Origin of the sequence: Kutzneria sp. 744 (genome assembly GCF_000568255.1) — a bacterium.
Classification (GTDB): Bacteria; Actinomycetota; Actinomycetes; order Mycobacteriales; family Pseudonocardiaceae; genus Kutzneria.
On record NZ_KK037166.1, the window covers coordinates 7,748,919 to 7,763,223 of the forward strand.

Below are 14,305 nucleotides of genomic sequence, written 5' to 3' on the forward strand. Positions count from 1 at the left end.
CACGCCGCGATCGGGCGTACCGTCGAGGGTCTGGCCGTCGCGGCCGCCGTGCTGGAGAAGTCGACCGTCGTCCGTCCACTGGGGACGCGTGAGGCGGTCGAGGACGCCGCGCTGACCATGGCCGCCGATATCCTGCTGGCCGTGGCCGCGGAGCGCACGGAGTCCCGCGGCTGCCATGTTCGCACCGACTACCCGGGCCGCAACGACGGCTCGTGGCAGCGGTCCATCCCTGTTCGACTGGACGCGGCCGGGCGGCCGTTCCTGTTCGAGCGGGCCTTGCTCGGAGGTGTGGCATGACCGTGGACATCGAGGACATGCGGCGGGTCATCAAGACCGCGCTGGCCGAGGACCTTCGTTACGGGCCGGACGTCACCACGCTGGCCACCGTGCCGTCCGAGTCCATCGCCGTCGGCAGCTTCACGCCGCGCAAAGCCGGGGTGATCGCCGGCGTGCCGGCGGCGCTGGCCGTGCTCGACGAGGTCACCGACTACGAGGTCGTGGCCAAGGTCGAGGACGGTTCCCGGCTGGCCGCCGGAGAGCCGGCGCTGGTCGTGCGGGGGCCCGTCCGAGGCCTCGTCACCGCCGAGCGGACGGCTTTGAACCTGCTGTGCCACCTCTCCGGCATCGCCACCGCCACCGCCGCGTGGGTCGAGGTCATCGCCGGCACCGGTTGTGCCGTGCGGGACTCCCGCAAGACCCTGCCCGGCCTGCGGCTGCTGGAGAAGTACGCGGTCCGGTGCGGCGGCGGCGTCAACCACCGGCTCGGGCTCGGTGACGCCATTCTCATCAAGGACAACCACGTCCAGGCCGCCGGCTCCGTCACCGCCGCCCTGGTGGCCGCCCGGTCCTACGCCCCCGAGCTCACGTGCGAGGTGGAGGTCGACACCCTCGACCAGTTCGACGAGGCCCTGGCCGCCGGCGCCGAACTCGTGCTCCTGGACAACTTCACCCCCGCGGACTGCGCGGAAGCGTTCCGCCGCACCAAGGCCGCCGGCACCGGCACGCTGCTGGAGGCCTCCGGCGGGCTGACCCTCGACGTCGCCCGGGCCTACGCCGAGACCGGCGTCGACTACCTGTCCGTCGGCGGCCTGACGCACTCCTCGCCCGCGCTGGACCTGGGGCTGGACATGTAGGGTTCGCCGGCTCTGGTGCGAGGTCGCGCCGGTCTCTGGAGCCGCGGGCCGGAAAAATCGCAACTTTCCAGCGATTTTTGCGGCCAAGGCGAAGAGACCGGCTTAGAGCGACCTCGCCCCGCGCGGCACGCGCGGCGAAGATACTGTCGGGGTGTGCGTCGACTCCTGCTTCCCGTGTGTCTGCTCACCGCTGCCGTGGCCGTGGCGGCGTGCACGGGCGAGCCGGCGCCGAGTCGGGCCGGGACCGTCGATGACAACACCACCATGACGCTGGCCGACTCCGCCGAGCCCGCCACCCTGAACCCCGTTCAGGGCTTCGCGCCCGAGGGTGGCTCGCGGATGTACGACGGGCTCGTCGGCTACCAGGCGGACCGGACGCTGCGGCCGGTGCTGGCCACCGACCTGCCGCAACCCTCGCCGGACGGCAAGTCGTGGACCGTGAAGCTGCACCAGCGGGTGCGGTTCGCCGACGGCAGCCCGCTCACCGCCGCCGACGTCGTGGCCGAGTACAACGCCGTGCTCGACCCCGCCGGCCGGTCCCCGCTGCGGCCCGACTTCGACATGCTCGCCGGCGTCACCGCCGTGGACGAGCTGACGGTCCGCTTCGACCTGTCGTTCTCGTTCCCGTCCTTCCCCACGCGGCTGGTGCTCGGCGTCATTCCGCACACCGCGCTGGCCAGCCCGCAGCCGCCCGGCACCGGCGCCTACTCCGTCGCCTCGTGGGACAAGGGCAAGCAGTTGCTGCTGGGGCTGAACAAGTACTACTACGGCGTGCCGCCCAAGGTCGTGAAGGTGACCGTCGCCTTCGTGCCCGACGACGCCACCCGGATCCAGCGCCTCCAGTCCGGCGCCTTCGACGGCATCGAGGTGCCGCCGTCCGAGGCGGTCGCCGTGGCCAAATTCGACGGCGTCAAGGTCATCACCGAGGACACCGCCGACTACCGCGCCGTCACCCTGCCGGCCGGCGGCCCCGTGACCGGCGACCGGGCCGTGCGGCTGGCCCTGAACTTCGCCATCGACCGCAAGGAGCTCATCGGCACCGCGCTCGGCGGCAAGGGCACTCCCGCGTACACGCCGATGCCCGACTCGCTGCCCGAGTTCGTCGACCCGCAGGCGACCTACCGCTTCGACTCGACCGCCGCCGGCCGCATCCTCGACCAGGCCGGCTGGGTCGCCGGCGCCGACGGCGTGCGGGCCAAGGCCGGTGTCCGGGCCGCGTTCACCGTCGGCTACCCCGGGGGCGACCTCGAACGCCGCTCCGTCGCGCAAGCGTTTGCCACCCAGGTAGCTACCGCGTCGACGCTGAGGGCAGTACACCCACCTGGTAGTTTGTAATCACTCTCGTTGATTATGACTTATCAGCTTTCCGCGGACTGATATATCGACACTATAGCCCATGTCAGCAACAGAGCGTGGCTCGCGTAACGAGCATTGTACCCCCGGTGGAGCTTACCCTGATGCGTTAGGTTTGCTTGTCCGACCGGGATTGCTGCAAAGGCGTGGTGCAATCCGGCGGCCAATGCAGCTTTGTTTAGCCTTAGTTTTAGCCCGTTTAGGATTGGAGTTCAATATTGAGGAGGCTGCAAGGCATATAAGGCTAACGATATAGGTAGCGGGCGACGTACGTCCCGTCCATCAACACCTGCTCTAAAACCCACCGGGCCACCGACCCGGCCGCCCGCGCCACCGCCTTCCGCTCCGCCCAGCGCGCCTACGTCGGCGATCCCGGCCTGGTCACCCTGGCCTTCGTCACCCACACCTACGCCGTCCACGACAACTGGGCCGGCTCCGTCCCGGTCATCGAGCCCGCCGTGCACGGGCCGTTGACCTGGGGCCCGTGGTGGAACCTGGAGACCTGGACCATTCGCTGAGACGCCGAGGGGCGCGACCTCACGGCCGCGCCCCTTTCCGCCGGCTCGATCACCGTCGGTGGAAGGTGATGGTCTCGCCGTTCTTGGTGAAATTGCCGATGTAGGCGTAGTTGCGGAAGCCGCCGTCGCCCTGGTGCACGAAGGTGCCGTCCTCGAACGTGGCCCAGCGGTAGCGGGACGACTTCGCGATCACGGATTTGCACTCGGTGTACACCGCGGTGCCCGATGCTTCCTGGATCTCGCCGTGCAGGTCGTACGTGGCCGCCGCGGACTCCTTCCACACGATGATGTTGTACTTTCCGGCCGCGTCCCAGGTCTGCATTTCCTTGGCCTTGCCGCTCAGGTCGCAGGTGTTGAGCTCCAGGGCGGAGGCCCCGGCCGAGACGGGCAGTGCCGTGGTGAACGCGACGGCTGCGGCGATGGCGGCGGCGGTGATGGCCGCGGCGCGATGGGTGGACTTCATCGGTTTTCTCGTTCCTTCCGGATCAGGGTTTGCTGAAGTCGACGACGCCGTTGTTCTTCTTGAACCAGCCGACCATGCCCCAGTTCTCGTAGCCGCCCTTGCCCTGGTTCTCGAAATGGCCGTCGTCGAAGACCCAGAGTCCGTAGTAGATGCCCTCCCACCGGATGTTGGCGTAGAGGACCTTGTTGTTCAGCTGCTCCTGGTAGTGCTGGGCCAGGTTCATCATGATCACGTTGTAGTGCTGGCCGGCCAGGTGGAAGGCCTTGTCGATCGAGTCCTTGACCAGCTGGGCCTGGTTGTCCTCGGCCAGCTGGCTGATCGCGCCGCCGATCCGGGGCCCGAGCCCGCCGCCCGTGCGGTCCGAGACGATGTCGACGGTCGGGTTGTGCGTCGTCCGGACCGAGGCCAGCGCCGGGGCGGCGCCGGCGCCCACCAGGGCGAACGCGGTCAGGGTCATCGCGGCGAGCAGCTTGCGCACCACGGCTCAGCCCTTCTTGTGGAAGTCGACGACGCCGGCGTTGCCGGGGCGGTCGAACCAGCCCCGGAAGGCCCAGTTCTCGTAGCCGCCCTTGCCCTGGTTCTCGAACCGGCCGGAGTCGAAGACGTAGATGTGGAAGTCGGGATAGCCGGAATCGTGCGCGACCGCGTCGTAGACCACGTTGTTCAGGGTGAAGTTGAACTTGTTGCCGGTGTTGATCACCATGACGTTGTAGTTCTCGTGCAGTTCCTGGGCGTTGAAGGCGGCCTCCAGCAGGCTCTTCACGTAGCCGGGCCGGTTCTCCTTGAGCTTGTTCGCCGCCTCGATCGCGTCGAGGATGGTCTTGGTGATGTCGAGGACGTGGCTGAACGCGTCCACCCCGATGCCCTGCGCGTTGGCCGCGGCGGCCGGCGCGCTGGGCCGGGCCGGTGCGGCCATCGCGTCGGCGCTGGGCAGCACGACGCCGCCGATGATGGCGGCGCCGACGGCGGCGGCGGTCATTTTCCTGCTCAGGATTCCCATTTTTCACTCCCGGTCGTGCTGGTGTCGCCGCGCGGCCTGGTACGACGGTGCGGCGGATCGAATGTCGTTTCACGGGCGGCCAGCAGCACAACATGAGACAATCTCGGTTCGTTGTGTCGCGGTCTGCCCGAGTTGGGTGCTACGGGGAAAAGGATGCAATTCGGAGGCTTCGGGTGGCAATCGCCTGCTCCGTATTTACCCGTGAAAGTGGCACGTTCACACCCTCTGCTGTTCGGCAATATGAGGTATATTCATGTGTTCGTCCACGTCGTGCAGGAAGTAGGGGGAAAATCGGGCGATCCGGTTGTTCGAGGACAACCGAAATGCGGATGCCGTGCTGCGGCGGTGTCTGACCGGCCGGTGCCGGCCGGGTTGACGGGTGGCGTCGGTACCCTGATGGCCATGCTCAACCGCACCGACCTGCGTGGTCACGTCCCGTCCCCGGCCCAGCTGCGCGTCACCCTGCCGCGCGCCGAGGTTGACGTGGATGTCGTGCTGCATCAGGTGCGGCCGATCGTGGAGGCGGTGCGGGCCCGGGGCGTGCCGGCGGTGCTGGAGTTCGCCGAGCGGTTCGACCGGATCCGGCCGGCGTCGGTGCGCGTGCCGCAGGCCAGGATCGCCCAGGCCCTCCAGGAGCTGGACCCGAAGGTCAGGGCGGCGCTGGAGGAAGCCATCCTCCGGACCCGGAAGGTGCACGCGGACCAGCGCCGGCAGGACAAGACCACCGAGGTCGTGCCGGGCGGCACGGTGACGGAGCGCTGGGTGCCCGTGGACCGGGTGGGCCTGTACGCGCCGGGCGGCGTGGCGGTGTTGGCGTCGAGCGTCGTGATGAACGTGGTGCCGGCGCAGACGGCGGGCGTGGGCTCGCTCGTGGTGTGCTCGCCGCCGCAGGCCGAGCACGGCGGCGTGCCGCACCCGACGGTCCTGGCCGCGTGTGCGCTGCTGGACGTCGACGAGGTGTGGGCGGTCGGCGGCGCGCAGGCGATCGCGCTGCTGACGTACGGGGGCGTGGACACCGACGGCGCGGAGCTGACGGCGGTGGACATGATCACCGGCCCGGGCAACATCTACATGACGGCGGCCAAGCGGCTGCTGCGGGGCATGGTGGGCATCGACTCCGAGGCCGGCCCGACGGAGATCGCGATCCTGGCCGACGACACGGCGGACGCGGTGCACGTGGCGGCCGACCTGATCAGCCAGGCCGAGCACGACACGCTGGCGGCGAGCGTCCTGGTCACGGACTCGGAGCGGCTGGCCGACGCGGTCGACGCCGAGCTGCACCGGCAGGTGGGCGCGACGAAGCACAGCGCTCGGGTGGCGGAAGCGTTGGCGGGCCGGCAGTCCGGCTGCATCCTAGTGTCCACTGTGGACGACGGCCTGAAGGTCGTGAACGCCTACGCGGCCGAGCACCTGGAGATCCAGACGGCCGACTCCCGCGCGGTGGCCGCCCAGGTCCGCAACGCGGGCGCGGTGTTCGTCGGCGCCTACGCGCCGGTCTCGCTCGGCGACTACTGCGCCGGCTCCAACCACGTGCTGCCCACCGCCGGCTGCGCCCGCCATTCCTCCGGCCTGTCCGTGCAGACCTTCCTGCGCGGCATCCACGTCATCGACTACACCGAGGACGCGTTGCGCGACGTCGCCGACAAGGTGGTCGCGCTGGCCAACGCCGAGGACCTGCCCGCTCACGGCCAAGCCGTCACCGCACGCTTCAAGGACGCCTGAATGACCGAACCGATTGGCGCGCGCGTCCAGCTCGCCGACCTGCCGCTGCGTGAGGACCTGCGTGGCCGCACGCCCTACGGGGCGCCGCAGCTGGACGTGCCGATCCGCCTGAACACCAACGAAAACCCCTACCCGCCGCCGCCGGAGCTGGTGGCCGACCTCACCGCCGCGGCGGCGGAGATCGCGACCACCCTGCACCGCTACCCGGACCGCGACGCGATCGCCCTGCGCACGGAGCTGGCGGCCTACCTGGCCGCGTCCACGGGCGTGCCGGTGACCACGGCCAACGTCTGGCGGCAACGGCTCCAACGAAATCCTGCAGCAGCTGTTGCAGCCTTCGGCGGCCCGGGGCGCAGCGCGCTGGGCTTCGAGCCGTCGTACTCGATGCACCCGATCATCGCGGCCGGCACCCGCACCGACTGGGTGCCGACGCCCCGTCGCGCCGATTTCTCCCTGGACACCGAGGAAGCGGCGCGGATCCTCGTCGAGAAGGCGCCGGACCTGGTGTTCATCACCAGCCCGAACAACCCGACCGGCCAGGCCATCCCGCTCGACCAGCTGCGCGAGCTGATCGCCGTGACACCGGGCATCGTCGTCATCGACGAGGCCTACGCGGAGTTCAACGAGCATGCCAGCACGCTGGGCCTGCTGGAGGAGTTCGCCGAGAAGCTGGTCGTCACCCGCACCATGAGCAAGGCGTTCGCCTTCGCCGGCGGCCGCCTCGGCTACCTGGCGGCGGCGCCGGCGCTGGTCGACGCGTTGCAGCTGGTGCGCCTGCCGTACCACCTGTCCTCGCTGACGCAGGCGGCCGCGCTGGCCGCGCTCCGGCACGGCGACCGCACGCTGGAAACGGTGGCCAAGCTGGTCGCCGAACGCCACCGCGTGGTGGATGCCTTGGCCGGCCTGGGTTTCCAGGTCGTGCCCAGCGACGCCAACTTCGTCCTGTTCGGACGGTTCGACGACGCCAAGGCCGCCTGGCAGTCCTATTTGGACCGTGGCGTGCTGATCAGGGACGTCGGCATCGCCCACCACCTCAGGGTCAGCATCGGGACGCCGGATGAGAACGACGCGTTCCTGGCCGCCAGCAAGGAGATCGCGCGATGAGGGAGCTTGCGACCGAATCCGACAAGCACAGGGACTGTCGCAGTTGCGACGAGCCCTGCGAGGAGCTTCTGTGACTCGTATCGGGCGTATTGAGCGCGCCACCAAGGAATCCTCCGTGCTGGTCGAGATCGACCTCGACGGCACGGGCAAGGTGGAGATCGACACCGGCGTGCCGTTCTTCGACCACATGCTGACCGCGTTCGGCGTGCACGGCAGCTTCGACCTGGTGGTGCGGGCGACCGGCGACGTGCACATCGACGCCCACCACACCGTCGAGGACGTGGCGATCGTGCTGGGCCAGGCCATTCGCCAGGCCCTGGGCGACAAGTCGGGCATCCGCCGCTTCGGCGACTGCTGGATCCCGATGGACGAGTCGCTGGCCCACGCGGCGATCGACGCCAGCGGCCGGCCGTACTGCGTGCACGTCGGCGAGCCGGAGTCGATGGAGTCCTTCACCGTCGGCAACAACTACGCGACCGTGCTCAACCGGCACGTGTTCGAGTCGCTGGCCTTCCACGCCCAGATCGCGCTGCACGTCCGCGTGATCCACGGCCGGGACCCGCACCACATCACCGAGGCCGAGTACAAGGCCATCGCCCGCGCGCTGCGGGCGGCCACCGAGCCCGACCCGCGCGTCTCTGGCGTGCCGTCCACCAAGGGGGTGCTGTGATGTCGCAGCATCAGTACATCGCCATCGCGCTGCTGGCCGTGGCCGGTTTCCTGATCGGTGGCGTCTACACGATGGTGAAGCAGGCCTCCAGGATCGCCGCCCTCGTGCTGGGCGTGCTCGCCCTGCTGGCCGCCGGCGGCGCCGTGGCCTGGTTCATGTCGAGCTGAGGTACGTCGCAGGCACGTGCTCGGTGAGCCAGACTCCATTGGCGCTCAACCGGAACACGTGCCCGTCGGCCTGCATGCGGCGAGCGTCCACGGCGAGCACGACCGGCTTGCCGCGGCGCGAGCCCACCTTCACGGCGGTGGGGACATCGGGCGACAGGTGCACGTCGTGGCGGGTCATCGGCCGCAGCCCCTCGGTCATGATGGCGTCGAGGAACTTCGCGACCGTGCCGTGATAGAGCGTGGCCGGCGGGGTGGCCACGGGCAGGTCGAGCTCGACCGGCACGGTGTGGCCCTGGTTGGCGCGGATCCGGGTGCCGGTGTCATCGAAGGCGAAACGCTGCTTGTCATTGCCGGCGACGACCAGTTCGAGCTGCTCACGGGTGATGCCGAGAGCGGTGGTCAGCGCCTTCGTGTCGGTCCAGCCGTCGGGGGAGAGCTGGATGCCGATCTCCTCCGGGGCGTGTCTGAGATAGCGCGACATCCGCCGGGAGATCCGGTTGGTGTTCTTCTCGTTCATGTGCCGGAAGTGTGGGCACAGGGGGACCCGCCGTCCAGCGGAATTCAGGCGGCCAGTTCGAGTTCGTTGAACACGTGGTCGGCCAGCAGCACGTCGGCGCCGGCCAGGCCGGTGGAGCAGAACAGGGTGATCTGGCCCTCGCTGATCCGGCCGGGCAGGTCGCCGGCGATGATGCCGCCGAGATGGGCCAGCTTGCGGCCGGTGAAGAACGGGTTGCCGTAGGCGGCGGCCTGCGCGGGCGAGTCGCTGGCGACGATGGCGGCCACGCTGGCCAGCTCGGGCGGCAGCTCGCTGGCGCCGCGCAGCTTGGGACCGATGGTGTTGACGTGGCAGCCGGGGGCGAACGCGGTGGCCGGCAGGACCGGGCGCGTCGACTTGGTGGCCACCAGCACGACGTCGGCGTCCCGCACGGCCTCGACGGAATCGGCCAGGTCGATGGCGTTGAGCCCGAGATCGTCACGGGCCCGGGCGGCGAACTTGGCCCGGTTCTCGGGAGTCGGCGAGCTCACCCGGACCTCGCTGAAGGTGCGCACGGCGCAGGCGGCCCACAGCTGCGCCCACGACTGCGTGCCGGAACCGATGACGGCGCACACCGAGGCGTCGTGTTTGGCCAACGCGTCGACGGCCGCGCCACCGAGGGCGCCGGTGCGCAGCGCGCCCAGGGCCGTGCCGACGACGACGCCGCGCAGCGTGCCCTTGTTGTCCCACACGGCAACCAGCTGGTCGGCGTGGCCGGGCCACAGGCCGTAGCAGCGGAAACCCACGGTGCCGGCGGCATTTCCGCCGACCGTGAAGACGAGCTCCGTGGAGCCGACGTCGATCCCGGTTCGTGGCGGGGCTTTGAGCGTGCCGCGGTGGGCATCCACGAGGGCGTCTCGCGAAACGCGGACCGCCGCCCCGGCCAACAGGGCGGTGCGCACGTCGGCGTCCGAGATCACCTTCACGTGTCCAGTCTGCGACTGCCGACACCGGCCTTCAAGCACAGTCGGGCAGCTGCATCCTTATGGCGCAACGGTGATCACTGTCCGGCGCGCGTCGCTCTCAGTCGATACCCCCCTCGGCGGCGGCACGCAGCCGGGGCGCTCCCGGACCGTAGCCGGCCATGCGGTCCTGGGGGTTGAGCAGCGTGCACACCCGCAGCGACAGGCAACCGCAGCCGACGCAGCCCTCCAGCCGGTCGCGAAGTCGTTGCAGGGAGTCGATTCTGGCCTCCAGCTCGGTCTTCCACTCCCGCGACAGCCGAGCCCAGTCCGCCTTGGTCGGAGTGCGCTGCTCGGGCAGCGTGGCCAGCGCCGCGCCGATGTCCTCCAGGCTGAGCCCGACTCGTTGCGCCGTGCGGATGAACGCCAGCCGGCGCAACACCGAGCGTGGGTAGCGGCGCTGGTTGCCGCCGGTGCGCTCGGCGGCGATCAGGCCGCGTTCCTCGTAGAACCGCAACGCCGTCTGCGCGACTCCGCTGCGTTCGGACACCTGGCCGATGGACAGCCAGTCGGGGAGTTTCACCACCCGTTGAGCCTAACCTGGAGTTAACTCGAACACTCAGACGCCTCGCTGCCGCGGCACCATCATTAGCCGATCGGGGCGCTCCACCACCGCGACGCACGGCCGCACCCGGCCCAGCGTGGGCAGCAGCTGCCAGCGCTGCGCGATCGTGGCGACCGTGACCGTGAACTCCGTCCACAGGAACGAGCCCCGATCGTCGCACCCGAACGGCACGAAGGCGCCGCGCGGCTGGTGCGCGCAGCGGTCGGCGCGCCAGCGGTCCGGGTCGAACGTCCCGGGATCGGCGTACACCGCCGGATCCCGGTGCAGCGAATGGGGCCGCAGCAGCAGTTCCGCGCCCGGCGACAGCGGGATTCCGCCCAGCCGAACGGGTTTCACCACCGTGCGCATCACCAGCAACACAGGATGCAGGCGCAACACCTCGCTCACGACGCGTCGGGTGTAGCGCAGGTTGGGCAGGTCCGATGCGGTGACGCGCCGGCCCGCGAGCACGGTGTCCACTTCAGCGTGCAACCGCGCCGCCGCGTGCGGATGCGAGGCCAGCTCGTGCCACATCCACGCCAGCGTGGCGGCCACGAAGGCCGTCAGGCAGCCGCGGAGCGGCTCCGCCGCCGGGAAGAAGCGCCGCATCAGCAGCGTGATCGTGGACTGGCCGTCGACCTGGCCGCGGTGCACCGGCTCGTAGCCGGCCATCGCCGCGTTCACGTCCAGCTCGACGCCGGGCCGCCAGCTCAGGGGCAGGTGCCGGGCCCGCTCGGCGACCGTGGCGACCAGGCTGGCCAGGTCGCCGTCGGTCAGCCGCCGGGTCCGTTCGGCCACCACGCCGGCGTAGCGGCGAGGGTCGCCGATCAGCACCGCCCGGACCAGCTCGGGCGCGGTGACCGCGTGCACCAGCCGCGGCCCGATGTACAGCGGGGTCAGGCCGGGGCCGCCCGCGGCCAGCGAACCGAGCAGACCCAGCGGATCACCGGCGACGGCTGCCTCCATATGTCCCATCCTGATGACGCCTATCGGCCGTGGCAATCGTCGCCCGGACACGATGGCCCGGCGGCCCGCGTATCTTCCGACCAGGTGACCGGCCGACCGGGCAGGCGGGGCCTACAGTCGTGGGCAGTGCGGCGGCCCGGACCCGGTTCCGCGTTACGTGCACCCCTGCAAACCGTTACGCAACGGTTTTCATTCAGCCGGTCGACCCCCACAATCACCGGTATGAACCAAGCCATCACCGTGGGAGTCGTCGACTCCGAGGCGCTGGTGCGCGGCGGTATCCGCCGCGTGCTCGAACAGGCGCCGGACGTGCGGGTCGTGGCCGAGGCCGCCAGCGGTCTCGGGGCGGTCGAACTCGCGCGCAAACATGTGCCCAGAGTGCTGCTGATGGACGTGCGGATGCCCGGGATGGACGGCCTCGCGGCCACCGAGCAGGTCCGCGCGCTGTCACCGGCCACCGCCGTCGTGCTGCTCACCTCCGTGGCCGACGACAGCCACATCCGGCGGGCCCTGCGGGCCGGCGCCACCGGCTTCCTGCTCAAGGACGGCAGTCCACGCGAGCTGGTCACCGCCGTGCGGGCCGTCGCCGCCGGGGAGGCGATGCTATCGCCGGCCATCACCCGCCGGGTGCTCGACCGCATCGTCGACATCGATCCCGAACCGGTCGAGCGGGCCCGCACGCTGGTCAACCATCTGACCGGCCGCGAGCGCGAGGTCCTGGGCCTGCTGGCGCAGGGCATGGGCAATCTCCAGATCGCCCGCAAGCTCTACCTCAGCGAGGGCGCCGTGAAGGCCCACGTGAGCCGTCTGCTGACCAAGCTCAGCTGCGACAACCGGGTGCAGGCCGCGATTCTCGCGCACAACGCCCGTCTGGTCAGCGCCTGACGGAAAGCGCATTCCGGTGGCGTCCGCCGCCCACCGGTGCGCTCGGCCGACCGAAGGCTCAGCCGACCGGGCTCTCCGCCGGTGGCGGGCCGGGCGCGGTCCAGGCCACCAGGTCCTCCCGGGTCCGCAGACCGAGCTTGGTCCGGATCCGGTTGAGGCGATACGCGACGGTCCGCACGCTCACGCCCAGCCGCGCGGCGATCTCCGGATTGGTCAGTCCGGCCGACACCAGCGAGGCGACCTCCCGCTCGTCGGGGGCGAGATCCTCGGCCGGTCCGCCGGCCGTCACAGTCCACACATCGTGCAGGGCATAGGCCATCACCTGGTCCCGCGTGAGCCGCCCGACCTCGGCGGCGATGCGGTCGATCTCGTCGTCGTCCGGCACGCCCCAGTCGCCGAGGCTGCCCTCGACCTGACGCCGCCAGGCGGGCTCGGCGTAGAGCCGGTCGCCGCCACGGATGTAGCGGGCCGCGCAGAACAGCCGGATCGCCCGCTCGCCGTCGCCCCGGCCGCCGGCCACCATGGCCAGGCCCTCCAGCGCGAACGGCACCTCCAGCCACGACGCCGGCGCGTTGCGCAGGCTGTCGGCGAAGAACTCCTCGGCCGAGGCCAGCGAGCCGCGACGCAGGGCGATGGTGCCGGCGGTGTGCAGCGCCAGGCTCATGCCGTGGCAGACGGGCCCGGCCCGGAAGCGCCGGAGCGCCGAGGTGATGAGCTCGTCGGCCCGGTCCAGGTCGCCCTGCCAGTGCGCGGTCAGCGCCAGCCGCTCCAGGACCATGGCGACGGCGGTCTCGTCGCGCAGGCCCTCGGCCAGCGCCAGGGCCTCGGCGAAGCGCTCGTGGGCGTCGGTGAGCCGCTCGGTGGCCTGGCACACCGCCCCCATGGTGTACAGCGCCCCGATGAGCGGCACGGGCTCGCCGGTGGAGCGGGCGAGCGCCAGCGCCTCGGCCAGGTGCGTGACGGCCTCTCGGGCATCGCCCTGCACGGCCGCGAGGTAGCCGGCGTAGGTGAGCAGCAGGCAGCGGTGCTCGGGCCGGATCCGAACCCGGTCCAGGGCGGCCCGCAACAGCTTGCGGCCCTCGGTGAGGAAGCCCCGTGGCATCCAGCAGCGGACGGTGGCCATGGTCAGCACCGCGTTGCGCTCGTCGTCGACCGACGCGGTCCAGCGCACCGCCACCATCAAGTTGTCGATCAATCCCTCCAGTCGGCGCTGCGCCGCCAGCGGGAACCACACGGGCTCCCGGACCAGCGGCTGGGCCAGCTCGGTCAGCCAACTCGTCAACCGGTCGTGGGTGGCGGCCCCGTCCTCGGAGGCGTCGAGGCGTTCCCGCGCGTACAACCGGATGGACTCCAGCATCCGCAGCCTCGACGAGCCCGCCGTGGTGATGAGCGAGCCGGCCTGCAGGCGGAAGGCCAGCTCGAACACCTGCTCCGGGCGGAACTCGTCGTCGGCGCAGACCGCGATCGCCGTGTCCAGATCGAACGTACCGGCCAGCACCGACAGCCGGCGGAAGACGACCTGCTCGTCCGGGCCGAGCAGCTGGTGGCTCCAGTCGATGGCCTGCCGAAGGCTGCGTTGACGTGCGGATCCAGTGCGATTCGACGTTGTCAACAGCTCCAGGCGGCCGGCCAGCCGATCATGGATCGCGCCGACCGAGAGCATCGGGATCCGGTGCGCGGCCAGCTCGATGGCCAGCGGGCTGCCGTCCAGCTCGGCGCACACGGCGGCGATCTGCCGCACGGTGCCCTCGTCCAGCCCGAAGTCCTTGTCCCGCTCGCGGGCGCGGTCGACGAACAGCCGCACGGCGTCGCTGCGCAGCGGGTCGGACTCGCCGCTGGGCAGGGTCAGCCCGTCGAGGGAGAACACCAGCTCACCGGGGATGGAGAGCGCTTCCCGGCTGGTGGTGAGCACGCGCAGCCCACGGCAGCGCCGCAGCGCCAGGTCGACGAAGCGGGCGCTGGCGTCGACCAGGTGCTCGCAGTTGTCCAGCACCAGCAGCGTCCGCGTGCCGCGCAGCACGTCGAACAGCGCCTCGGTGATGGTCCGCCCGGGCAGCTCGCGCACGCCGAAGGCGCCGGCGATGACCTGGGTGATGCGGTCGCCGTCGTCGAGGCTGTCCAGCTCGACCAGCACCGCCCGTTGCGGCAGCCGCCCGGCCACCTCCAGCGCCAGCCGCGTCTTGCCGACACCGGCCGGCCCCACGAGTGTGATCAGCCGGCGCTGCCCGAGCAGCGTGCTCAGCCGCTCGATCTCGGGGCGGCGTCCGACGAAGCTGTCGACCA

15 protein-coding genes and 1 pseudogene are annotated in these 14,305 nt (G+C 70.7%); 8 read left to right on the forward strand and 8 right to left on the reverse strand.

What is annotated here, in order from left to right:
- The 3 genes and pseudogenes from KUTG_RS35670 to KUTG_RS35680 form a co-directional block, all read left to right on the forward strand.
- Positions 1–297 (forward strand): annotated as a pseudogene (locus KUTG_RS35670) (L-aspartate oxidase); the annotation flags it as partial.
- On the forward strand, positions 294–1,133 hold the full coding sequence (gene nadC, locus KUTG_RS35675) for a carboxylating nicotinate-nucleotide diphosphorylase (RefSeq protein WP_043723125.1): 840 nt from the start codon (positions 294–296) through the stop codon (positions 1,131–1,133). The pseudogene KUTG_RS35670 and the gene nadC, both read left to right, overlap by 4 nt.
- Before the next feature lie 153 nt (positions 1,134–1,286).
- Positions 1,287–2,468, forward strand: coding sequence for an ABC transporter substrate-binding protein (locus KUTG_RS35680; RefSeq protein ID WP_157494979.1), 1,182 nt, complete (start codon positions 1,287–1,289; stop codon positions 2,466–2,468).
- A 585-nt stretch (positions 2,469–3,053) separates the two neighbouring features.
- Here KUTG_RS35680 and KUTG_RS35685 read toward each other — a convergent pair.
- From KUTG_RS35685 to KUTG_RS35695, 3 genes are read right to left on the reverse strand one after another with little or no spacing between them, the layout of a single operon-like run.
- On the reverse strand, positions 3,054–3,467 hold the full coding sequence (locus tag KUTG_RS35685) for a hypothetical protein (RefSeq protein WP_043723127.1): 414 nt from the start codon (positions 3,465–3,467) through the stop codon (positions 3,054–3,056).
- Between the two features lie 22 nt (positions 3,468–3,489).
- Complete coding sequence (locus KUTG_RS35690; protein ID WP_052395771.1) at positions 3,490–3,948, reverse strand: hypothetical protein; 459 nt, start codon at positions 3,946–3,948, stop codon at positions 3,490–3,492.
- A gap of 3 nt (positions 3,949–3,951) precedes the next feature.
- Complete coding sequence (locus KUTG_RS35695; protein WP_043723128.1) at positions 3,952–4,467, reverse strand: hypothetical protein; 516 nt, start codon at positions 4,465–4,467, stop codon at positions 3,952–3,954.
- A 402-nt stretch (positions 4,468–4,869) separates the two neighbouring features.
- Here KUTG_RS35695 and hisD point away from each other — a divergent pair, with 402 nt between their 5' ends.
- From hisD to KUTG_RS62020, 4 genes are all read left to right on the forward strand, one after another.
- Entirely contained in the window at positions 4,870–6,189 is a 1,320-nt protein-coding gene (hisD, locus tag KUTG_RS35700) for a histidinol dehydrogenase (protein ID WP_043731785.1), read from the forward strand.
- Complete coding sequence (locus KUTG_RS35705) at positions 6,190–7,293, forward strand: histidinol-phosphate transaminase (protein WP_084580153.1); 1,104 nt, start codon at positions 6,190–6,192, stop codon at positions 7,291–7,293. It abuts the gene before it with no gap.
- A gap of 70 nt (positions 7,294–7,363) precedes the next feature.
- Positions 7,364–7,963, forward strand: coding sequence for an imidazoleglycerol-phosphate dehydratase HisB (gene hisB, locus KUTG_RS35710; protein ID WP_043723129.1), 600 nt, complete (start codon positions 7,364–7,366; stop codon positions 7,961–7,963).
- Entirely contained in the window at positions 7,963–8,130 is a 168-nt protein-coding gene (locus KUTG_RS62020; RefSeq protein ID WP_198047417.1) for a hypothetical protein, read from the forward strand. The genes hisB and KUTG_RS62020 overlap by 1 nt, the downstream gene beginning before the upstream one ends.
- Here KUTG_RS62020 and KUTG_RS35715 read toward each other — a convergent pair.
- From KUTG_RS35715 to KUTG_RS54275, 4 genes are all read right to left on the reverse strand, one after another.
- Positions 8,117–8,647, reverse strand: coding sequence for an RNA 2'-phosphotransferase (locus KUTG_RS35715; protein WP_043723131.1), 531 nt, complete (start codon positions 8,645–8,647; stop codon positions 8,117–8,119). The two genes, KUTG_RS62020 and KUTG_RS35715, sit on opposite strands and share 14 nt — an antisense overlap.
- Before the next feature lie 44 nt (positions 8,648–8,691).
- Entirely contained in the window at positions 8,692–9,591 is a 900-nt protein-coding gene (locus tag KUTG_RS35720; RefSeq protein ID WP_043723137.1) for an ornithine cyclodeaminase family protein, read from the reverse strand.
- Between the two features lie 97 nt (positions 9,592–9,688).
- On the reverse strand, positions 9,689–10,153 hold the full coding sequence (gene soxR / locus KUTG_RS35725) for a redox-sensitive transcriptional activator SoxR (protein ID WP_043723139.1): 465 nt from the start codon (positions 10,151–10,153) through the stop codon (positions 9,689–9,691).
- Positions 10,154–10,186: 33 nt separating this feature from the next.
- The gene (locus KUTG_RS54275; RefSeq protein WP_052395773.1) at positions 10,187–11,137 is read right to left on the reverse strand and encodes a cytochrome P450; all 951 of its coding nucleotides are present in this window, start codon (positions 11,135–11,137) and stop codon (positions 10,187–10,189) included.
- A 222-nt stretch (positions 11,138–11,359) separates the two neighbouring features.
- On the opposite strand from KUTG_RS54275, the gene KUTG_RS35735 reads away from it, so the two are divergent.
- Positions 11,360–12,022 carry a response regulator gene (locus KUTG_RS35735; protein WP_043723141.1) on the forward strand — a complete coding sequence of 221 codons (663 nt, stop codon included), beginning with the start codon at positions 11,360–11,362 and terminating at the stop codon, positions 12,020–12,022.
- A gap of 58 nt (positions 12,023–12,080) precedes the next feature.
- On the opposite strand, the gene KUTG_RS35740 is transcribed toward KUTG_RS35735, so the two are convergent.
- The coding region (locus KUTG_RS35740) for an ATP-binding protein (protein WP_043723144.1) at positions 12,081–14,305 on the reverse strand (2,225 nt) is incomplete at its 5' end.

What these genes read in the sequence shown, in the direction of transcription:
- nadC (WP_043723125.1), top strand. Translation starts at nt 294, where the DNA reads ATGACCGTGGACATCGAGGACATGCGGCGGGTCATCAAGACCGCGCTG.
- KUTG_RS35685 (WP_043723127.1), bottom strand. Translation starts at nt 3,467, where the DNA reads ATGAAGTCCACCCATCGCGCCGCGGCCATCACCGCCGCCGCCATCGCC.
- KUTG_RS35695 (WP_043723128.1), bottom strand. Translation starts at nt 4,467, where the DNA reads ATGGGAATCCTGAGCAGGAAAATGACCGCCGCCGCCGTCGGCGCCGCC.
- hisD (WP_043731785.1), top strand. Translation starts at nt 4,870, where the DNA reads ATGCTCAACCGCACCGACCTGCGTGGTCACGTCCCGTCCCCGGCCCAG.
- KUTG_RS35705 (WP_084580153.1), top strand. Translation starts at nt 6,190, where the DNA reads ATGACCGAACCGATTGGCGCGCGCGTCCAGCTCGCCGACCTGCCGCTG.
- KUTG_RS62020 (WP_198047417.1), top strand. Translation starts at nt 7,963, where the DNA reads ATGTCGCAGCATCAGTACATCGCCATCGCGCTGCTGGCCGTGGCCGGT.
- KUTG_RS35715 (WP_043723131.1), bottom strand. Translation starts at nt 8,647, where the DNA reads ATGAACGAGAAGAACACCAACCGGATCTCCCGGCGGATGTCGCGCTAT.
- KUTG_RS54275 (WP_052395773.1), bottom strand. Translation starts at nt 11,137, where the DNA reads ATGGAGGCAGCCGTCGCCGGTGATCCGCTGGGTCTGCTCGGTTCGCTG.
- KUTG_RS35735 (WP_043723141.1), top strand. Translation starts at nt 11,360, where the DNA reads ATGAACCAAGCCATCACCGTGGGAGTCGTCGACTCCGAGGCGCTGGTG.